The sequence below is a fragment of the Pantoea sp. X-Soil-OKNW-556 genome, assembly GCF_059730695.1.
The window spans coordinates 486,055-506,341 of the sequence record NZ_AP035991.1 but is presented as its reverse complement, the minus strand read 5'-3'; the positions used below and the strand labels follow the sequence as shown (position 1 = coordinate 506,341).

The 20,287-nt window shown below is 54.9% G+C and carries 20 protein-coding genes, 1 pseudogene and 1 riboswitch; of the genes and pseudogenes, 15 read left to right on the top strand and 6 right to left on the bottom strand.

What is annotated here, in order from left to right; all coding sequences use genetic code 11:
* Positions 1-55 precede the first annotated feature (55 nt).
* From AC6I8T_RS23010 to AC6I8T_RS22970, 9 genes are all read left to right on the top strand, one after another.
* Positions 56-1,081, top strand: coding sequence for a LacI family DNA-binding transcriptional regulator (locus AC6I8T_RS23010; protein WP_208726271.1), 1,026 nt, complete (start codon positions 56-58; stop codon positions 1,079-1,081).
* 231 nt (positions 1,082-1,312) lie between these two features.
* A riboswitch (TPP riboswitch) is annotated at positions 1,313-1,432 on the top strand.
* A gap of 128 nt (positions 1,433-1,560) precedes the next feature.
* Positions 1,561-2,505 carry an FAD-dependent oxidoreductase gene (locus AC6I8T_RS23005; RefSeq protein WP_497834463.1) on the top strand — a complete coding sequence of 315 codons (945 nt, stop codon included), beginning with the start codon at positions 1,561-1,563 and terminating at the stop codon, positions 2,503-2,505.
* Positions 2,489-2,686, top strand: coding sequence for a sulfur carrier protein ThiS (gene thiS, locus AC6I8T_RS23000; RefSeq protein WP_208726275.1), 198 nt, complete (start codon positions 2,489-2,491; stop codon positions 2,684-2,686). Before AC6I8T_RS23005 ends, thiS begins: the two co-directional genes overlap by 17 nt.
* Positions 2,687-2,688: 2 nt before the next feature.
* Positions 2,689-3,456 (top strand): thiazole synthase, encoded by a 768-nt coding sequence (locus AC6I8T_RS22995; protein ID WP_497834521.1) that lies wholly within the window; start codon positions 2,689-2,691, stop codon positions 3,454-3,456.
* Positions 3,457-3,458: 2 nt separating this feature from the next.
* Entirely contained in the window at positions 3,459-4,427 is a 969-nt protein-coding gene (locus tag AC6I8T_RS22990) for a HesA/MoeB/ThiF family protein (protein WP_208726277.1), read from the top strand.
* Positions 4,424-5,143, top strand: coding sequence for an ABC transporter ATP-binding protein (locus AC6I8T_RS22985; protein ID WP_208726279.1), 720 nt, complete (start codon positions 4,424-4,426; stop codon positions 5,141-5,143). The genes AC6I8T_RS22990 and AC6I8T_RS22985 overlap by 4 nt, the downstream gene beginning before the upstream one ends.
* A complete protein-coding gene (locus AC6I8T_RS22980; protein WP_497832987.1) occupies positions 5,124-5,861 on the top strand; it encodes an ABC transporter permease in 738 nt (245 codons plus the stop codon). The genes AC6I8T_RS22985 and AC6I8T_RS22980 overlap by 20 nt, the downstream gene beginning before the upstream one ends.
* Before the next feature lie 9 nt (positions 5,862-5,870).
* A complete protein-coding gene (locus tag AC6I8T_RS22975) occupies positions 5,871-6,806 on the top strand; it encodes an ABC transporter substrate-binding protein (RefSeq protein WP_497832986.1) in 936 nt (311 codons plus the stop codon).
* Positions 6,807-6,995: 189 nt separating this feature from the next.
* Positions 6,996-7,442: a hypothetical protein gene (locus AC6I8T_RS22970; protein WP_208726290.1), complete on the top strand. Its 447-nt coding sequence runs from the start codon at positions 6,996-6,998 to the stop codon at positions 7,440-7,442.
* A gap of 55 nt (positions 7,443-7,497) precedes the next feature.
* Here AC6I8T_RS22970 and AC6I8T_RS22965 read toward each other — a convergent pair.
* Positions 7,498-7,719 (bottom strand): annotated as a pseudogene (locus AC6I8T_RS22965) (LysE family translocator); the annotation flags it as partial.
* Between the two features lie 141 nt (positions 7,720-7,860).
* Between AC6I8T_RS22965 and AC6I8T_RS22960 the strand changes: the two are divergent.
* Complete coding sequence (locus AC6I8T_RS22960; protein ID WP_208726292.1) at positions 7,861-9,711, top strand: sigma-54-dependent Fis family transcriptional regulator; 1,851 nt, start codon at positions 7,861-7,863, stop codon at positions 9,709-9,711.
* Between the two features lie 31 nt (positions 9,712-9,742).
* Here AC6I8T_RS22960 and AC6I8T_RS22955 read toward each other — a convergent pair whose 3' ends face one another.
* On the bottom strand, positions 9,743-10,798 hold the full coding sequence (locus tag AC6I8T_RS22955; protein WP_415174357.1) for a 2,3-butanediol dehydrogenase: 1,056 nt from the start codon (positions 10,796-10,798) through the stop codon (positions 9,743-9,745).
* A 257-nt stretch (positions 10,799-11,055) separates the two neighbouring features.
* Positions 11,056-11,967 (bottom strand): LysR family transcriptional regulator, encoded by a 912-nt coding sequence (locus tag AC6I8T_RS22950; RefSeq protein WP_208726296.1) that lies wholly within the window; start codon positions 11,965-11,967, stop codon positions 11,056-11,058.
* A 135-nt stretch (positions 11,968-12,102) separates the two neighbouring features.
* Between AC6I8T_RS22950 and AC6I8T_RS22945 the strand changes: the two genes are divergently transcribed.
* Together AC6I8T_RS22945 and nfsB are read left to right on the top strand one after the other, a co-directional pair.
* Entirely contained in the window at positions 12,103-13,104 is a 1,002-nt protein-coding gene (locus AC6I8T_RS22945) for a zinc-binding alcohol dehydrogenase family protein (protein WP_497834462.1), read from the top strand.
* Positions 13,105-13,190: 86 nt separating this feature from the next.
* The gene (nfsB, locus tag AC6I8T_RS22940; RefSeq protein WP_208726300.1) at positions 13,191-13,844 is read left to right on the top strand and encodes an oxygen-insensitive NAD(P)H nitroreductase; all 654 of its coding nucleotides are present in this window, start codon (positions 13,191-13,193) and stop codon (positions 13,842-13,844) included.
* Positions 13,845-13,904: 60 nt separating this feature from the next.
* Here the strand turns inward: nfsB and AC6I8T_RS22935 are convergent, their stop codons facing one another.
* Positions 13,905-16,073 (bottom strand): hypothetical protein, encoded by a 2,169-nt coding sequence (locus AC6I8T_RS22935; protein WP_497834461.1) that lies wholly within the window; start codon positions 16,071-16,073, stop codon positions 13,905-13,907.
* Between the two features lie 300 nt (positions 16,074-16,373).
* Here AC6I8T_RS22935 and AC6I8T_RS22930 point away from each other — a divergent pair, with 300 nt between their 5' ends.
* Both AC6I8T_RS22930 and AC6I8T_RS22925 read left to right on the top strand, forming a co-directional pair.
* Positions 16,374-17,144, top strand: coding sequence for an ABC transporter substrate-binding protein (locus AC6I8T_RS22930; RefSeq protein ID WP_208726304.1), 771 nt, complete (start codon positions 16,374-16,376; stop codon positions 17,142-17,144).
* A 96-nt stretch (positions 17,145-17,240) separates the two neighbouring features.
* Positions 17,241-18,317 carry a DUF2817 domain-containing protein gene (locus AC6I8T_RS22925; protein WP_208726306.1) on the top strand — a complete coding sequence of 359 codons (1,077 nt, stop codon included), beginning with the start codon at positions 17,241-17,243 and terminating at the stop codon, positions 18,315-18,317.
* Between the two features lie 98 nt (positions 18,318-18,415).
* Here AC6I8T_RS22925 and AC6I8T_RS22920 read toward each other — a convergent pair whose 3' ends face one another.
* Positions 18,416-19,189: a HalD/BesD family halogenase gene (locus AC6I8T_RS22920; protein WP_208726309.1), complete on the bottom strand. Its 774-nt coding sequence runs from the start codon at positions 19,187-19,189 to the stop codon at positions 18,416-18,418.
* Positions 19,190-19,288: 99 nt separating this feature from the next.
* Here AC6I8T_RS22920 and AC6I8T_RS22915 point away from each other — a divergent pair, with 99 nt between their 5' ends.
* A complete protein-coding gene (locus AC6I8T_RS22915; RefSeq protein WP_208726310.1) occupies positions 19,289-20,200 on the top strand; it encodes a LysR substrate-binding domain-containing protein in 912 nt (303 codons plus the stop codon).
* Here AC6I8T_RS22915 and AC6I8T_RS22910 read toward each other — a convergent pair.
* Complete coding sequence (locus tag AC6I8T_RS22910; protein ID WP_208726574.1) at positions 20,190-20,285, bottom strand: arginine deiminase-related protein; 96 nt, start codon at positions 20,283-20,285, stop codon at positions 20,190-20,192. The two genes, AC6I8T_RS22915 and AC6I8T_RS22910, sit on opposite strands and share 11 nt — an antisense overlap.
* Positions 20,286-20,287 lie beyond the last annotated feature (2 nt).

The window sequence follows — 20,287 nt, the reverse complement described above, 5'->3', positions numbered from 1 at the left end:
TGCCAGGATGTACGGATACTGATTGCCTGTGAGGTAGATGACATCAGGACATGCCATGAAGCAACATCACTGGAAATCGCCGTCGATCAAACAAATCGCGCAGGAAGCTGCCGTCAGTCCCGCCACCGTTGACCGGGTGCTGAATGGTCGCGAAGGCGTAAGGGAAGTGACGCGCAAAAAAGTGGCAGACGCGATGCAGCGGCTGGGATTGAACGCAGATACCGGCAACCCGAGTGCTAACAGAACGCGCATTGCGATTATTTGCGAATCCGGTTCCAGTTTTCTCCATCAGGTGGAGCAACAGGTACGCGCTGCTATCAATGATTATCCCCAGCTCCATTTCAGCCTCGATAGCGTGCCGAACGTGCAATTCAATGCCGAACGCTTCAGCCAACTGATTACCCGGCGAGCCGCCACCAGTAGCGGCATCATCCTGGTGTGTCGCGATGAGGTAAAAATAAATCGTGCGGTTAAAGCGGCGATTGATGATGGGGTCCCGGTCATTTGTCTGACCAGCGATCTGCCCAATTCGCGGCGCAGCGCCTATGTGGGTATCGATCAGGTCGCTGCCGGAGCCACTGCGGGCTGGTTTATGGGCCGTATGCTGCCCGCACAGCAATCGGGCAATATTCTGCTGATTTGTAGTTCGACCTATCGTACCCAGGAGGAGCGTGAGATTGGCTTTCGCCGCGTGTTGCGCGAGGCATTCCCCTGGTTAACCATTCGTGATCGCGTCAACATTAACGACGAAGCGGAAACCGCGTATCTCAGCGTAAAAAAATGGCTGGAGCGGGGGAACCCGTTGGCAGGGATCTACAACACCGCAGGCGGTAACGAAGGGGTGGCGCGCGCGTTAACCGATTTTGGCGTACAGGATCAGGTGATATTTATCGGCCATGAATTGAGTGAAGCGAGCCGACTGCTGCTGGAGAACGGCACCCTGGATTTGGTGCTCGGCCATGATATTCGTCGGGAGATCGATCTGTGCCTCGCCCTGTTGCAACAGCCGGGCAGCGGTCAGTCGTTCAGTGACAGCAAAATTCCGCTGCTCACCTGGCATCGCTACTCTTATTTTGCCTGACGGCTCAGGGGCAGAACACCACCCACAAAATGATCACGCCGAATATACACACCAGAATGGCTGAAATGATTGAATCAGCACACATAATTTACCTGCCGGATTTCAGGATGAGGGGACGAGAATACGCGCAAATCATGGAGAAAAATGGATGAACCTGAAACAGGGAATTTTTAAAGGTTAGGCTTTGTTGCCGGGCTTACACTTGACGTAGCCTGGCGGCTGCAATACAAATAGACGCGTCGGGGGAGTCTCGCTCAAGAGACTGAGAGGCTAAAAGCGCACTGCGCGGCTTAGCGACCCTTTGAACCTGACCCAGTTGATACTGGCGTAGGAAGACTGACAGCCTGTCATTTCGGCTGTCTGACATCGGGACGTTTTTCCGTTGCGCGTGTCATTTCCCTCCTCCTGTATCCCGGGTCTCAGTGCGAAAACTGAGAGGCCGATGTGAATTCTCCCCTTTGTATTACGGAATACCCGCTATGAGCCGCTGGTCTGTACTCGGTGGCGGTGTTGCGGGCCTGTGTGTGGCGACCTTACTCGTCGAACGCGGTGAACAGCTTGAAGTGATTAGTGATGACACGCGTCAGCCCGCCTCCTGGTTTGCCGGGGGTATGCTCGCACCCTGGTGTGAAGCAGAAAGCGCACCACGCGCCGTCATTGAGCTGGGGCAGCACTCCGCAGCCTGGTGGCAACAACGCGTCAGTTGCGTTGAACATCAGGGCACGCTGGTGGTGGCACCACCACGCGACAGCCAGGAACTGAACCGCTTTGCCCGCATGACCGAACAACATCAATGGATTGATCCGGCAGACGTGGAGCCAGCCCTCGCCGGGCGCTTTGCCCGTGGTCTGTTTTTTGCGCAGGAGGGGCATCTCGATCCTCGCCTGGCACTGAATGAAATGCGTGAAAAGTTGCAGCAACGTGGGGTGGCTTTTCACCACGGGAAGCCGTCGGGGCAGGTGATTGACTGCCGGGGCATCCATGCGGCAACAGCGTTGCCAGGCCTGCGGGCGGTGCGTGGCGAGATGTTGATTTTACACAGCGATGAGGTGCGCTTCTCACGCCCGATTCGTCTGCTGCATCCGCGCTTTCCCTGCTATCTGGTGCCGCGTCGCGGCGGCCATTTTATGCTCGGTGCAACTATGGTCGAAAGCCATGATGCCAGCCCGATCAGCGCCCGTGCCATGATGGAGTTGCTGAGCGCGGCCTGGGCCATCCACCCGGCGTTGGCCGAAGCGCGTATTGTCGAAAGCGCCAGCGGTTTGCGTCCGGCGTATCCGGCAAATCTGCCGGAAATTCACTATCAAAACGGGACATTTTACCTTAACGGGATGTACCGCCACGGCTTCCTGCTGGCTCCGCTGATGGCGGAACAACTGATGCAGCGTTTAACTTCGGAACAACTTCATGAATATTCAGCTTAACGGTCGCCCGGTGCTGACGGCCGCCCGTACCCTGACCGAACTGCTGCGTGAGCAGCAGATTGACGTGGCCTGCGTGGCAACCGCCTACAACGGTACTTTTGTCCCCAAATCCCGCTACGACAGTCAGCAACTGGAAGAGGGTTGTCAGCTCGAAGTGTTATCACCGATGCAGGGGGGCTAATGATGTTTTATGGCTTTGAACCGCAATCCCGCTTTCTGCTTGGTACCGCAGGTTATCCCTCACCGGCAATTTTGCAGCAGGCGATTGCGGCTGGCGGCAGCGAGATCATTACTGTCAGTCTGCGGCGTGAAGGGGCCGCTGGGGCCGCCTTCCGTGAACTACTTGCGCAACTGGATGTACGCGTGCTGCCGAACACCGCCGGGTGCCACACGGTGCAGGAAGCCGTGACCACAGCGCAGATGGCGCGTGAATTGTTTAACACCCCGTGGATCAAGCTGGAGGTGATCGGCCATGCCGACACGCTACAACCTGATCCCTTCGCGCTGGTGGAAGCGGCACGCATCCTTTGCGCCGATGGCTTTCAGGTATTCCCCTACACCACTGAAGATTTGATCGTCGGTGAAAAATTGCTTGAAGCCGGCTGCGAAGTGCTGATGCCGTGGGGCGCACCCATCGGTTCCGGTCAGGGGCTACGTAACATTGATGGCCTGCGCGCGATGCGGGCCTGGTTCCGTGATGTTCCGTTAATTGTCGATGCGGGCATCGGTGCCCCCTCGCAGGCAGCACAGGCAATGGAGCTGGGTTTCGATGCCATTCTGCTCAATACCGCAGTGGCTAAAGCGGGTGACCCGGTGCGGATGGCAGGAGCCTTTCGCCAGGCGATCGAGGCAGGAAAAGCTGCCCATGACGGTGGCCTGATGGAGAAACGCGATATGGCTGCCGCCTCCACGCCGATCTTTGGCCTGGCGACTTTCGGCGGAGGAGGGTAATCATGGATCGCTACCAACGTCAGATGATGTTGCCAGAGATTGGCGAGCAGGGGCAGCAGCGGCTGAGTCAGGCTCGGGTGCTGGTGGTGGGCGCGGGTGGGCTGGGTTCCACGCTCCTGCCGTTGTTGGTGGGAGCGGGTGTCGGTTATATCCGCCTGTACGATGACGATGAGGTGGCGCTGCACAATCTGCACCGTCAGACGCTGTTTGATATGCAGGATGTGGCGCAACCTAAAGTCACCAGCGCGCAGCGCGCGTTGCTGCGGCGTAACCCACTGGTGCGGGTGGAGCCGTTGCCGTTGTCCTTAACCGCCAGCAATGTGCAGCAGGCGCTACATAATATCGATCTGGTGATCGACGCAGCGGATAACTTCGCCGTGACCTATCAACTGTCGGATGCCTGCCATCCATTGGGTATCCCTTTGATCAGCGCGTCGGTACTGGGGCGACAGGGTTATGTCGGCGGATTTTGCGGTTCAGCACCGAGTTACCGCGCGCTATTTCCATGTTTACCCACCAGTGCAGCCAACTGCAACACCGCAGGCGTGATGGGACCGGCCGTCGCCGCGCTCGGGGCGTTACAGGCGCAGATGGCACTCAGTGTGTTGCTGGGGTTTGCACCTTCGCCGCTGGGTTGCCTGGTCAACTGCGATTTTGTGCACTGGCATTTTCGCCAGTTCCGTTTTGATGGCGCAGGCGAGCCGGATCAACCTGGCGTGCCCTTTATTGATACCCGACTTCTCAGCGCTGAAGATTGCATTGTCGAGTTGCGGAGTCGCGAGGAAGCCCCGGTTAGCGTGGCGGCCTGGGCGCAACGCATTCTGCCACAACAACTTGACGCCTGGCAGCCACCTGCTGATCGGCGCATTGTGCTGGTGTGCGCCAGCGGGATTCGTGCTGCCCAGGCGGCAAGCGCGCTGGCGCAGCGTGGCTGCACCCGACTGGCGATTCTGGCGGCCAATCGACCATGAACCCGGATATTACGCTGCACGATCTCAGTTTTAGCTGGGGAGGGCACCCGCTATGTCAGCACCTCGATTTGCGGCTGCGTGGCGGTAAAACCACGGTGTTGCTGGGGCGCAGCGGCATTGGCAAAAGTACCTTGCTGCGTCTGGTGGCCGGTTTGCTGCAACCGCAACAGGGCAGCATACGTGGCATCAGCGACAGCGTGGCCTGGATGGGGCAGCAGGATTTGCTCTATCCGTGGTTGTCGGTGCAGGACAACGTGATGTTGGTGGCACGGCTGAATGGCGAAAAGCCAGACCGCGCACGGGCCTTGCATCTGCTGGAGCAGGTCAAACTGGCCGATGTTGCTCATGCCCGGCCCGAGACGCTTTCTGGCGGTATGCGGCAACGCGTGGCGCTGGCGCGCACCCTGTACGCCGAACGTGATGTGGTACTGATGGATGAACCTTTTGCCACTCTGGATGTGATGACCAAACTCAGCCTGCAAACGCTGACCGCGACGTTGTTGCAGGGGAAAACCGTGCTGCTGGTGACGCATGACCCGCTGGAAGCCTGCCGCATGGCGGATGACATTCTGCTGCTGAGTGGCCAGCCGTTGCGGATCGAAGCCTGGCCGGTGCCAGACGGCGCGGCTCCCCGCACGATCGATGATCCCGGCCTGTTGCAGGCGCAGGGCCAGTTGTTTACCCGATTGAATCAAGATGAAGAAAAATCTGTTTAGCGCCATTTACTTATTGGCGGTGTTGTTATGCGCCTGGCTGCTGGCGCGCCACAGTGGCGTGCCAAATTTTCTGTTGCCCGCGCCGCAGGCGGTGCTGGAGGCGTTGTGGCTGCATCGCGCGCTGCTGTGGCATCACTTGTTATATACCCTGGCGGAAATGGTGCTGGCGCTGTTGTTGGGCGTCGGTGCGGGGATAGTTTTTGCCGTGCTGATGGCGGGAAGTCCAACGATACGCCGCTTGCTGTTTCCGCTGGTCACCGCCAGCCAGGCGATTCCGGTGTTTGCGCTGGCCCCGCTACTGGTGCTGTGGCTGGGGTTTGGCATCGCGTCCAAAGTGGTGGTGGCGGCGTTAATCCTGTTCTTTCCTCTGTGTCTCTCCTTGTTTGATGGCCTGTGCCGCACACCGCCGGGCTGGCTGGAGCTGGCGCAAACCCTCAATGCTTCACGCTTTCGCCTGTTCTGGCAGGTGCGCTGGCCCGCCGCGCTGCCGCAATTTTTCTCCGGTTTACAGATGGCGGTGGTGCTGGCGCCGATTGGCGTGGTGATTGGCGAATGGGTAGGGGCCAGCGAAGGACTGGGCTACCTGATGATGCAGTCCAACGCCCGGCTGGAAACCGCCACCAGCTTCGCCGCGCTGTTGTTGTTACTGATTCTGGCGTTGCTGTTGTCTGGCGGCGTCGCCCTGCTACGTAAGAAAACCCTCTGGCACTCAACATAAGGATGCATTTTGAAAAACCTCGGTACGGTGATAACCGCGTTATTACTGCTGGTGACCTCCAGCGTTGCTCAGGCGAACGAAAAAGTTCGGTTGCTGCTCGACTGGTTCGTTAACCCGAATCATGCAGCCATTTTTGCCGCGCAATACAGCGGCGCGTTTAAAAAAGAGGGGCTGGATGTGGAGATGATCGCCCCGGCTGACTCCGCTTCAGTGCCCTTGCTACTGGCGGCCGGTAAGGCCGATCTGGCGATCAGCTATCAACCGCAGCTCTACACGCTGGTGGATAAAGACGTCCCGGTCATTCGCGTGGGTACGCTGATCAATCAGCCGTTAAACACCCTGACCACCGTTTCCGCTGATATCCATTCACTCAAGGATTTTGCCGGGAAATCGCTCGGTTATGCCATCCCTGGCTTTGAGGATGTCGCTATTCGCAACATGCTGAAATCGCAGGGGGTTGACCCGGACTCAGTCAAACTGATCAACCTTAATATGGATGCGGTGTCGGCGCTGCTGACGCACAAAATTGACGGGGCCATGACGGTGTACCGCAACTATGAGTTGCTGGACCTGCAAGACAAAGGCGCGAAGCCGGTAGTCTTTAAGCCGGAAGATTTTGGCGTTCCGGCTTATGACGAATTGATCATTCTGGCGAATCAGAAAACGGCGGCGCAGGATAAACGTATCCCGGCGTTTCTGCGCGGGTTGGATGCCGGTGTCGCCTGGTTACGCGCACACCCTGAGCAGGCATGGCAGGCGTTTATTAAGCAATATCCTGAACTGAATACGCCACTGAATCGTCAGGGCTGGCAGGCGACGTTGCCGTATTTTGCCAGCCACAGCGCAACGCTGGATACGCAGCGTTATCAGGCTTTCGCGCAATATATGAAAGCGAATGGGCTGATTCAGCAGGTGGCACCGATGACGCGTTACGCGTTGCAGTAGCGACGTGATGTATCACGCAATCATCTCGTGTCAGCAGGTGGCGGGAAAACCGCCACCTTTTGGCATTGCGTGCGATGAACTGTTCGGATTGCGTCTGAATTCGGAAAATACTGGAATTGTGTGACTGTCATCACTTCTCGTCACACGCTAAAATAAATGCTTCTTATTCAGAATAGGTTTTTCGTCACGATGTTTTCGCGTCTTACACTTGCCAGCCTGATGGCTGCGACATTACTGACTGGTTGCGCGCGCCACGCCACCAGCAACACTGCGTCGACTACGACTCCGGCCCCTATCTCCACGAATGATATCGCGTCGCCGTTCGAGCAAGGCCCGACCATCATCAACGTTACCCATGAAGTGACACGTACCGATGATGGTTCTGCGATTTATGTGACGGTAGATGGTCAGGACGCCGGTCTGTTGACGAAAGGCGAAGATAAATTGATCCACGTTTCAGCCGGTAAACACAAAATCGGTGGCTACGTGCAGACGCTGTTTGGTTTTGGCCGTGTGACAATTCAGTCTGTGGACGTGACAACCGATCCTAAAGGTCCGAAAAACGTCGTTTATTCTGTGTCCAAACAGAAACCGGCGTTCAGTGAAGTGGCCGACAGCAAGCCGGGCAATTCCTGATTTAAACAAAATTCGTCGCGGCGCGATTTATCGTGTGGGTGAAAAACAGCGCGATAGATCGCGCCGCGACGCTTGCCAGCCACAGCAGATACAACCCGCCGCCGATCTCCAGCACCAGCAGCATCGAGCCACCAATCACACCGCCCGCCAGTGCCAGAGCCGCACCACGCCCCTGTTTCATCGCTGTGCCCATAATCGCCATGTTGCTCGGACCCGGGCTGGCAGTAGCCACAAAATAGGTGGTGTAGATCAACATCAGTTCGTGTGAAAGCGCCATAATTCCCTCTGTAGCGGATTAAGTTCCGATTTAGGGTTATTTCGTGCCAGGTGACATTTTTCTACGCCAGATCTGTTAATTAGGTGTTAATTCGCTATGCTGTGGCTCCACTTATCCGGGGTGTAACGCAGGAGAAAGGCTGTGAATCTGAGCCAGCGCGAACATATCGCCAACGTGGTTGCCAGCGTCGAGCAGGCGACGACGGCGCAGGTGTTGAATCCGCAAGGCAGTGATGCCGTTCAGGCATCCTGGTTACGCTGTGTCAATCACCACGGCCTCGATCCCAGCCGTTTGCAGGAAGCGCGTATTCTCCCTGCGGGGCAGTTGCGTGAGCATCGTCAACAGCTGGAAGAACTGCGGTTTGTCGCGCAGCCGGGCCTGGATAAGCTTTATCAGCAGATTGCCCCGGCCGGTTACATTTTGCTGCTGGCCGATGCCCAGGGCGTTGCCGTTGATTATCTTGGCGACGTTAACGCAGAAATCAGCTTGCGGCGCGCGGGGCTGTTTCTTGGCGCGCAGTGGTCAGAGGCGCTATCCGGCACCTGTGCCGTGGGTACCGCGCTTGCCACGCGGCAGGCCATCACCATCCATCAAACTGACCATTTTGATGCGACTCATATTCCGTTGACGTGCAGCGCCGTGCCGTTGTTCGATTCCCAGGGGGATCTCCAGGCGGTACTCGATATTTCTGCGCTGACCTCACCTCAGCCGCGTACCAGCCAGCATCTGGTGATGCAACTGGCACAGCAGCAGGCACAGAAAATCGAAAATGCCTGGTTGCTGCACCGCCATCGTCACGACTGGGTGCTGAAGCTGAGCCGCAATCCTGCCTGGCATGATATCGAACCGGAGTTTTTGCTGGCGTTTGATGCGCATGGTCGTCTGACAGGACTGAATCCGGCGGCGAGGCATTGGCTGAAAGCGCACCCACAACCGCTTGGGTTACCGCTCTCCGCGCTGTTTCCCGGCCCGATGGAACAGTTGCTTTATACCCCGCAGTTGGAAGATATCAGCGGACAGCAGCGTTTTTATGCGCAGACAATACACCCGGTGCGGCCAACGCCCGCAACAGGCGTGACGTTGTCACCAAAACTCGCCGCGTTAAGCGGTGGCGACCCGCAACTTGATCAACAGCTGCGCCGTGCCACGCGTTTGCTCGACTCATCGCTGCATGTGCTGGTGCAGGGGGAAACCGGTAGCGGTAAAGAGTATTTTGCCCGCGCTTTTCATCAGGCCAGCCCACGATGCAAAGGCCCATTCGTTGCAGTTAACTGTGCGGCAATCCCCGCCAGCCTGCTGGAAAGCGAATTGTTTGGCCATCTGCCCGGCAGCTTTTCCGGGGCGGGGAGTAAAGCGCGACGTGGCCTGATCCAGGCAGCCGAGGGCGGTACGTTGTTTCTGGATGAAATCGGCGATATGCCGCTGGAGATGCAGACACGTCTGCTGCGCGTGCTGTCCGAGCAGGAAGTGACGCCCATTGGGGCGCGGCAGCCGCAAAAGGTGGATATCCGCGTGCTGTCGGCTTCGCACCATCCACTGGCGCAACGGGTCGCTGACGGGTTATTCCGCGAAGATTTGCTTTACCGCCTGCAAGGCGCCTGCGTTCACCTGCCACCACTGCGGGAACGGAAAGATATCAACTGGCTGATTGAGCAGATGCTGGCAGGGCGGGCGCAACTCAGCGATCGGGCACGTCAGGCGCTGGTCAATTATCGCTGGCCGGGGAACCTGCGTGAGCTTAATCATGCGTTGCAGTACGCGCTGGCGATGTGTGAAAGCGGGGTCATTGAGTGGGACGACTTACCTGATACGCTGTGCTTTGTCGCGCCATTCCAGCCGCCTGCGAGCGATGACCAGCACGAAGCGTTGTTGCGTCAACTGCGCACGGTGCACTGGAATATCAGCGCTGCGGCACGCCAGCTCGGTATCAGCCGCATGACACTGTATCGTCGTCTGCAACGGTTAGGTATTCAGTTGCCAGAGCGGCAATAGAGACGGGCCAGCCTGGCTGGCCCGAGGGTTATCACTGCGGTGGGCGCACCAGAATTTTGACCTGCTGTTTCTCTTTCACCAGCGCTTCAAATCCCTGTTCGACCAGATCGGCCAGTTCAATACGTTTCGTCACCAGTTTGTCGGCCTGGAAGTAGCCCTGGGCCATCAGTTCCATCACCGCCGGGAAAATGTGGCGATAGGCAATGATACCTTTGACGCTACGTTCGCTCAGTACCACTTTGTTGGGATGGAAGGAGGCTTCGCCTTCCCAGATCGAGACGATGATGGTTTCGCCTTCGTAGGTGGTGCTGTCGATACATTGTTTCAGCACCACTGGAACGCCGGTCACTTCATAAGCTACATCCACGCCGCCGTTGCTCAACTCGCGGATCTTCGCCACGGCATCTTCTTTGCTGGGATCGATCACCACTTTGGCACCCAGTTCACGCGCTTTCTCTGCGCGCTGAGGGGACAGTTCCACCACGTAGATTTCGGCAGCGCCTGCGGCACGCAGTGCTTCAATCACCAGCAGGCCAATCGGGCCGGCACCAAACACGGCAGCTTTGTCGCCCGCTTTCAGTTTGCTCATGCGCACGGCATGCAACGCCACGGCAGCCGGTTCCACCAGCGCGCCTTGTTCGTATGAGAGGGCATCTGGCATACGGTGCACCATATGCTCCGCCACGGTGGTGAAGCTGGCAAAACCGCCGCCACCGCCGGACAGACCGTGGAAGCCGAGGTCGCCGCACAGGTTGTATTTGCCTTCGCGACAGGCCGGGCATTCGCCACAGGAGAGGATCGGCTCGACCACCACGCGGTCGCCGGGTTTCACTTTGGTGACACCTGCACCGACCTCAACAACCTGGCCGGAAAACTCATGGCCGAGGACGATAGGAGCGATGTCATGGCTGATTTTGTGGGGTTTTTCCACTGGGACGAAAATCGGACCCGCGATGTATTCATGCAAATCGCTACCGCAAATGCCGGTCCATGCGACTTTGATTTTAACTTTACCGGCAGTGACCTGGGGTTCTTCAATATCATCGACGCGAATATCGCGTGCTTTATACCAACGTGCCGCTTTCATGTTGTTCTCCTTGAGGCTGGCATTATTTCTGTCCATTGCCACGCGGGTGGCCGGTGCAGAAGCTCAGCGTGGCTATAGCGAGAACTGTGCCAGGGGGAGTGGTGAATAATTTTATTTTAAATCAATAGATTAAATTGGCCCTTCTGCGCGGGAGCTGTCTCGCTGTGACAGGGTGTAACAGGTGCAACTGTCACCGTGAGACAGGTACGCACGATGTTGTGCGGGTTGTAGCGGCGCGATTTATCGCGCAGTACCCATCAGGCCGCCAATTGCGCGGTCAGCGCGCGCAGATGGGTGCGTAACACCTGATACAAGGCGCGAATCGCCGGGGAGAACTGTTTGCGATGAGGGCAGATCAGATGCAGTGGGGTGCTTTCGCCAGGCTGGTGCGGAAGCACCACTTCCAGCCGACCGGCCTGTACATCACCACAAACATCCAGCCAGGATTTATAGGCGATCCCCATTCCTGCCACCGCCCAACGGCGCGCCACGTCAGCGTCATCACATAATAAGCGGCTTTTTACCGTAATCTGACGACGCATGCCTTCCTGAGGAAAGGTCCATTTGTCATACACATGGCCGTTCATGACAAAGAGCAGGCAATGATGGTGGGCAAGATCCTCCAGTTTTTCCGGGCGGCCATGTTGATCGAGCCAGGCGGGTGCGGCCACCAGTACACGACGATTATCCTCCGCCAGCGGCAACGCGACGTAGCTGCTGTCGTCAAGTTTGCCGTAACGGATAGCGATATCGACCGGATCACGGAATACATCACTGATCTGGTCGGAAAGGGACAATCGCACCGACAGGGACGGGTGTTCGCGGCAAAACTGGGTTATCAGCGGCAGCACGATATTGCGGCCGATATCGGACGGTAGCGCGATCTTGAGTTCACCGGACAACGCATCATCCTGGCTTTGCAAACTGTCAGCACCAGCCTGCATCAGTGCCAGCATCTCCTGCGCATAAGGCAGGTATTTCTCTCCTTCCGCCGTCAATCGCAGGCTTCGCGTGGAGCGAGCAAACAGCCGTTTATCCAACTCGCGTTCCAGGCGTTGAATCGCGGCGCTTACCTGGCCAGGCAACAGGTCGGCCTCACGCGCGGCACGGGAAAAACTGCCGAGCGCGGCGGAGCGTACAAATAAGGTCACATCTTCCAGTCGAATCATTGCATCATCCCAGCGACAGTGGATTTTCACTCTAAAAGTGAAAGTGTTGCTCTGCAAGTGGCGTTTTTAACCCTGTAAAGGCGGCGTAGGCTACGCGTTATTCGCTAAAACCCTTGAAGAATAAGGAACCTCAACATGAAAGCCATTGTTTACAGCCAAAACGGTTTACCGATTTCTGATGAAAATGCCCTCTACGATCTCGATGTGACGAAACCGCAGCCGGGTGCGCGTGACCTGCTGGTGAAAATTAACGCCATTGCCGTTAATCCGGTGGACACCAAGGTGCGTGCCGGTGCGCCAACCGATCAACCTCGCATTCTCGGTTGGGATGCGGTGGGTGTGGTGGAAGCGGTGGGCGAAGCCGTAACCCTGTTCAAACCCGGTGATGAAGTCTTTTATGCCGGTGATATCACTCGCCCCGGCAGTTACGCTGAATATGGCCTGGTGGATGAGCGTATCGCCGGACATAAACCGCAATCGCTGAGCGCTGCTGATGCCGCCGCACTGCCGCTTACCGCGTTAACCGCCTGGGAGTTGTTATTTGATCGCCTGGAGGTGCAGCCGGAAGAACATGCAGCGTTGCTGATTATTGGCGCGGCTGGCGGCGTAGGGTCGATGCTGACGCAACTCGCGGCGAAGCTGACCGGGTTAACAGTGATTGGCACAGCGTCGCGTCCGGAAACGGCAGACTGGGTACGTTCACTCGGCGCACACCATGTTATTGACCACCACAAACCGTTAGCTGAGCAGTTGGCCGCATCAGGCATTGCCGACGTACGCTATGTCGCCAGCCTGACCCATACCGACAGCTACTATCCACAGTTAATTGATGTGCTGGCTCCGCAGGGCAAACTGGCGTTGATTGACGATCCTGAGTCGCTGGACGTGGTGCCGTTGAAGCGTAAAGCCATCTCACTGCACTGGGAATTGATGTTTACCCGCTCGTTGTTCCATACCGCCGATATGCAGCGTCAGCATGATATTTTGCAGCAAGTCAGCGCGTTGATTGACGCAGGAACATTGCAAACCACCGCAGGTGCTCATCATGGCACCATCAATGCTGCCAATCTGCGTAAGGCTCATGCCTTAATCGAAAGCGGCCGAGCACGCGGCAAAATTGTGCTGAGTGGTTTTTAACGTATTGAAACACAATTCGTTAACCGTGGGGTTAGCGAAGCGGATAGGGTAGTGCCATCTCAACTGTGACTGTTCTGGAGAAGACTATGACGCTGAATGATGCCGTGGCGCGTCGCCATACGGTGAAAGCCTTTGCTGCGGGTAAAAACCTGCCGGATGCTGAGATCGAAACCCTGTTGAACGTGCTGCGCAACAGCCCGTCATCAGTCAATTCTCAGCCCTGGCACTTTGTGGTGGCTGCCACGGCGCAAGGGCGCGAGCAGATTGCTCAGTCGACCCAGGGGGCGTTCGTCTATAACGGCCCCAAAGTGCTGAATGCCTCGCACGTTATCGCGCTGTGCATGCGCACCGACCTTGATGACGCGCATCTGCAAAATGTGCTGGCGCAGGAAGAGCAGGATGGCCGTTTTCTGAAACCGGAGGCGAAGGCCGGGCAGGATAAAAGCCGTCGTGGCTATGTAGATATCCATCGCTATGAACAACGTGATATCCCGCAATGGATGGAAAAACAGGTTTACCTGGCACTGGGAGGCCTGCTGCTGGGTGCGGCGATGCTGGGTATTGATGCCACGCCAATGGAGGGTTTTGACCAGCGTGCGCTTGATCAGGCGCTGGGACTGCGTGAAAAAGGGCTGACCAGCGTGGTGCTGGTGTCACTGGGTTATCGCAGTGATGAAGACTTCAACGCGGCGTTACCGAAATCCCGCCTGCCGCGTGACGAGATTTTCACTTTTATTTAATGAAAGTCGCCATCCAGGCAACTGGGTGGCGCGCATTTCGGTGCCGGGCAGAGACAACCGTCACAAAGGATAAAATTGTTGGACCATCTTGCGGATTTTTTCTCCTGACGCGGCACCTGGCAGCCAGGCACCAATTTTATCAGCCAAAATGGCACTGCATGGGAATGCATTTGAATGTCCTGGAAAAAGACATGTTTTCCAGTGTCCTGCGGTTATTTTATCTATTATTCCCGGCCAAAATTCCACCAGGTCGTCGATAAGTATATCGGCCAACCTCCGTAACGCTTCGGGAGAGTCTTCTTCTATGCCGCAATAGCGCTCAGAGGACATTTCGGCGGCCATCCTTATCAGTAAAAGATAGGCGGCAACCTTTTTTTCGTTATCCTGGAGTTCGTTGCTTTTCAGCGCCAGTCGTTCCACGGTGAGAACGATCAGTTCATGGCGTAATTGTCTGGCGACTGCAACTGCGTTCTCTTCAGTAGCATAAAAGCGTCTCAGGACAGAACCCAACAAAAGTTGGTCATCATGACCCGTAATTTTCATGGGGGCAGTGGATTTCCGGGTAAGTAGCGAAATCAGATGTTCTTTGATTTTCATAGTCCTGGCATTTTCATCATTGTTCAAATCCAATTGAGCAGAGAACAAAAATGAAATAATCGGGGCGAGGTTAATACCGGCCCGACTCCATAAATCGTGTAAGGCTGGGAAGTGAGTGAGGAAACTATGAAGTTTTTCCGGTGCGCAAGGGAAAAAGATGATTTTGGCTTCAGACCCAGGTTGATGCTTTAGCAGAGCATAATGCACCGGAATTTGATTTTCGGTGACCAGCAAGGAGAAATCAGTTGGCGAAATATACATTGCCTCCCCATTTGTATGGTTGAAGAAAATATTAGGGAAGATGTTTCCTTCATGGTTTGATTCGAAAATATGTTGTTCAATATAGGATTTTATTGCCGATATAGGATGGATTTTGAAAAATCTTTCTCTCAGGTCAGCATCTGTCCCAATGAATTGGTTGACCAGAAATTGATTGCGGATGAGATGGTTGTCATTTTTATGCCTCAGCGACTTTATTATTTCATTATGGAGTGTTTTGGGTAGTACTGACGTTTTTCCATAATCAGACAGCCATTTTTCTCTGAAGGAAGTGATTAACGCTGAGTTCGCACATTTTTTGTTAAAGCATTGTGTAATGATGGATTCGCGCAGCGTAGCAGAACGCATCCATGCCTGTTGTAAATCAGCAATTGAACTGGTCCATTCCACAATTTGTTCTAACCAGTCAACCCAAATCGCGTCAATTTTAACGGTGTCCATAATTTTAAATAAAATCGCACCACTTCGGGAGTTATTGATGCTATCCAGGTAAAGGTCAATATTCTTATCATCTTTCACCATCACAGGACTGAGTCGGATGCTGCGAGGTTTATAGTTTTCAGCAACCAAACCACTCAGGTCACTCATCTGTAAAAAAAGCAAGTTATCAATATTGGCACCAGTGAAATTGACATCGCTGACCAACTTCACTTTATCAAACGTGAGATTGGATGCTGTTATATTAATAAAGCTTGTTTTTTCGAAATTATAATATTTATTGCCACAGGTAAATTTGACATTCTCCAGTCGACTGGCAGAGAAGTTTGCATTTTCTATACAGGTGCTGTCATGGTCGATAATAATAAGGTTTTTAAGCGACCCATAAGAAATGTTGATGCAAGAAAAACTCACAGCTTTCATTGTGGAGGGTTTTCCTTCATACAGGCCGTCAATGGTTGTTCCGACCCATAATACTTTACTCATGTCAAATTTAAACCAACTCAAAGAAAACTTCCCGGATTCAATGATGCTGTTCGTTATTTCGTTTCCCTCGCTGCGAAATCCAAACCAATTAAAGTAAAGGCCTTTAAAATATTGCTTGTCAAGCTTTATAATTCCTTTAAAGTTTCCTGGTAGACTTTTCCCGGTTGTGCAGAAGTGAATGTTTACGAATGTTCGTTTTTTTGTCTCAGTGGGTAGAAATTTCTCCAGGTATATAATCAGATGCTTACCCTGCAACTCCCCATGCAAATAAATATCTATGTCGTCCAATCTGTCATCTTGAGTGACGTTGTTTGAACTGGGCAGAGCTGAAACATTGGTTGCTTGCGATACAGGCAGTGGTGGTTGACTATTATCTTGTAATGAACAGGCAGGCACATTTATTGTAGGGGGATTTTTAATTCTATCCATGAAATTCGTTCCTGAATATATTATATAGATTTTATATCAGCCATCCTTTTATCATCAGCTGACGCAGGTATTCGTGTTCTCAGGCTTATATATTAGACATCTTACTTTTATTTGTGGTGAGGATGGCATGATATTTTAATGATTAAGGAAAATTTAACGGCGTATAAAGCCAGGCTAACCTCCTGACAAATATAAGATTTTACTCTGAGTGGAACCGGGTAATTTGCTGGCGGGAATAACAACGTCATGTTATTTAATCTACATGTCGTGCTGAAACCCACCTGCATTTCGGAGTTTAAAATGAAAAAAAGCCTGTCCATCGCGTTACTGCTTTCCCTAACTGCTTTTACCCACCTTGCTGAGGCGCAGCAAACTTTACGATTGGGTGTTGATCCCACCTTCCCGCCATTTGAATCGAAAGCCGCCGATGGCTCATTACAGGGGTTTGATATTGACCTCGGAAACGCCATTTGTGCTCAGGCAAAGGTGAAATGCCAGTGGGTAGAAATGGGTTTTGACAGCAGCATCCCGGCGCTCCAGGCAAAAAAATTCGATGCGATTCTGTCTGCGATGTCGATGACGGATAAGCGCCGTCAGCAGGTAGCATTCACTGATATGCTTTACAACACACCGAGCGCATTGCTGGCTCCTGCTGCCAGCAAACTGACGACCGATGTGGCAACCTTGCGTGGCAAAACTATTGGTGTGGCGCAGGGAACTATTCAGGAAACCTACGCGAAAACCAAATGGGCACCGGAAGGGGTTAACGTGGTCTCCTATCCTAATCAGATGGAAGTCTATCCGGATCTGATCGCCGGTCGCCTCGATGGCAGTCTCAGCAATGCGGTCTCTGCCGAACAAGGCTTCCTTACCAAGCCGGAAGGCAAGGATTACGTCATTAAGGGCACCCTGACCGACAAGAAGATTTTTGGTGATGGCGTTGGCATTGCATTACGCAAAGGGGATGAGGCCAATCTGAAGATGATTAACGCGGCGCTGGCGGAAATACACAAAAACGGCACCTACGACCAACTGACGAAAAAGTACTTCAAGTTTAAAGTCTACCCTTGATCATTCGATCGTAGCGGCGCGATTTATCGCGCTGTTTCGGGCTAAAATCTGCGCGATAAATCGCGTCGCTACGATCCGCAGGAACCCAAAAAAACCATGTTACTACCGCAATATACTCCCCAACGTGCTCGCTTCCTGACTGCCGCTGAACGCAAGGGTGCCGTTATCACATCCTATGCCCATCCACTGTCAGGCCCACAAGGTGAAAGCCTCTATACCGATGTGGCGTTAATCGGGCCGGCATCGGCTTCGCGACTGATGCTGGTGGTTTCCGGCACTCATGGCGTGGAAGGTTATTACGGATCGGATTGCCAAATTGCCTGGCTGGAGGCGTTGGACGTCAATGCATTACCGGCAGACAGCGCCGTGCTGATGGTCCATCTGCTCAACCCGTGGGGGGCCGCGCATCTGCGCCGGGTCAATGAAGACAATATCGATCTCAACCGTAACTTTATTGATTTCAGCCAACCGCTACCGGCCAATCCGGGCTACGCGCAGTGGCACGATATCTACCACGGCGACCGCACCCGCGCCGACCAGCAACTGACGACGGCGCTGGCGCATGACGGCTGGCAGGCGGTGAAACGCGTGGTGGAAGCGGGGCAATACGTTGCCGATGACGGTTTCTTTTTTGGCGGCTATCAGCCGAGCTGGTCTTATCGCACCATGCAGACGATCATCGCGCAGCATTTGTCACGGGCCACCACCCTCCTCAGTTTTGATTTGCATACCGGGGCGGGGGCGTGGGGGCATCCGATGCTGCTGTCGATCGCCGAACAACATTATCCGGCCCACGACTGGGGCAAAGATATCTACGGTGAGTGGCTGACGTTATTGTTTACCGGTGCCGGGCGAGAGAGCGCAACCGGTGTGACCGCAACGGCTACCGGGTATCTGTCGCAATTTCTGCTGACCTCATTGCCGGATACCACCCTTCTACCGCTGGTGGTGGAGTGCGGTACCTATGCCGGAGAAGAGATGCATCAGCGGGTGCGGGAGGATCACTGGCTGCATCTGTATGGTGATCCTGCCAGCGCTGCGGGCCAGGTGATTAAGCAGGCGCTGGTGGAAGGCTTCTGGCCAGCGGATGCAGACTGGCGCGCGCTGGTGGCGTTTCGTACTCAGCAGATTTTTCTGCGAGGCTGGCGTGCGCTGAATACATCATTAACATGATGATTTCCCCGTAGCGGCGTGATTTATCGCGCAATGCTGTGCACGATGCAGGAAAAAGCCGCGCGATAAATCGCGCCGCTACGCAAGGGGTTATCGGTTTATAACCGTCCGTAAAACGTCATACGCGCGGTTTCCGACAGGGCAATCCCTGGGGCGGTGTTATAAGCCAGCACCGCCAACATACGCGTTACCTCACCTTCGGTTGGCGTGACACGATGCAGTGAATTGCGACCACGGAACAGCACCAGATCGCCAGCGTCAATCGCCAGCGCATCCACCGGTTGACGTTGATCCAGCACGGCGGCAACGCCGTCATAGTTCATCTCACCGGCATCGGCGTCGCGCAGATCTTTCACGTACTGGAACACGCCGCCCGCCAGCGGTTTCTGCACCAGCAGCGTGATGGCAAACGACGAATTATCGAAGTGCCAGCCTAACTCCTGGCCGTGTGGCGCGTAGTGCAGGTTGATGGATGACAGCGGATCGGCATAAGGATAGAGCGCCGCTTCGCCCAATACATCGCATAAAAACGACTGGAACAGCGCATCATTGTAAAGCAGACGCAGGGGGGAATCCGCCTTAATGGCATCATCGGTGATACAGCCTTTGGTACTGATGACATCACGATTGCGGGGATGATCGGCACTCAATGCCTCATCAGGCTTCATCAGATAGACGTTATGTTTGCTGACGGTATGGTAAGCCAGATGGCGCTGGGCGTTACCTTCCTCAATGATCGCCTGTAGAGCGGCGGGCTGTAAAAATTGACGTAACACCAGCGCACCTTGCTGGTTGAGCTGCGTGCGACAGCGTTCACGCCAGTTGTGATCGGCCAGCGGATGCAGGTCCAGACGTATCAGAGACTCAGACATAGCAACAATTCTCATCATTAGCAGGTGTAATGCTACTCTAGCTGCGGCCTGCATAGCTGTGTAACGATAAATACTTAATACCCTGATAAGGAAGCCTTAATGCCTGCACAATCGCCGCGTTTGCCGAAAATCAGCGTCATCCAGTCATTCAAAGTGGCGGCCGAATTAGGCAGCCTGGCAAAAGCGGCTGCGCAGCTGGCGTTAACCCCGGCGGCGGTCAGCCAGCAGATTCGCCAACTGGAAGAACAGTTGGGCAGTGCGCTGTTTCTGCGCACACAAACTGGGGTGATGCTGACCGACACCGGCAAAGAGTATTTGCGCTATGTCACGGAAGCATTTGATATTTTGCATCTCGGTCAGCAAAACATTCGCCATGCTGCTGTTGCCCCCAGACTGACGGTTTATGCGTTGCCAGCCCTGGCATCGAAATGGTTATTACCGCACCTGGCTGACTGGCGCGCCCACTGCCCGGATATCGATCTCTCGCTCCACGGCACCCACGCGCAAGTGGATTTCACCGCCATACCTGCCGATTTTGTCATTTGTTTTGGTGAAGACCGTTATCCGCAATTGGATAAGCAATGGCTGTTTCATGACGAGGTACTGCCCGTCGCCAGCCCGGCGCTCTTGCAGCATTATGCCGCGGCTGACATCTTCAGCCACGCGCCGTTGATCCATCTCGACTGGGGCAATGAGGGGCGTTTTCTGCCGGACTGGCGTAGCTGGTTTCAGGCAAAAGGCAGGATAGAACCGACACCACAACCGGCGTTTAGCTTTAACCTGACCTCGCTGGCGATTGATGCCGCAGTGGCCGGTGCCGGATTGCTACTGGGACAGCGTCGCCTGATCGCCGCTGAACTGGCTCGCGGCGAACTGGTGGTGATTGACGAACTGAGTCTGCCTCTCAGTAAACCGTACTTCCTCGCCTGGCCGCAGCGCACCCTGAGCCAACCCGGGAGCGAAGCCATGATTGGCTGGTTGCGTGAGTTGGGGGCGACGGTCAGTCAGTGATCTTTGGCGCGAAAATTTCCGCCAGCATACAACGCGCACCCCCGCCACCGTGTTGCTCAATCACCGCAATCGGGGCGCGTACGATGT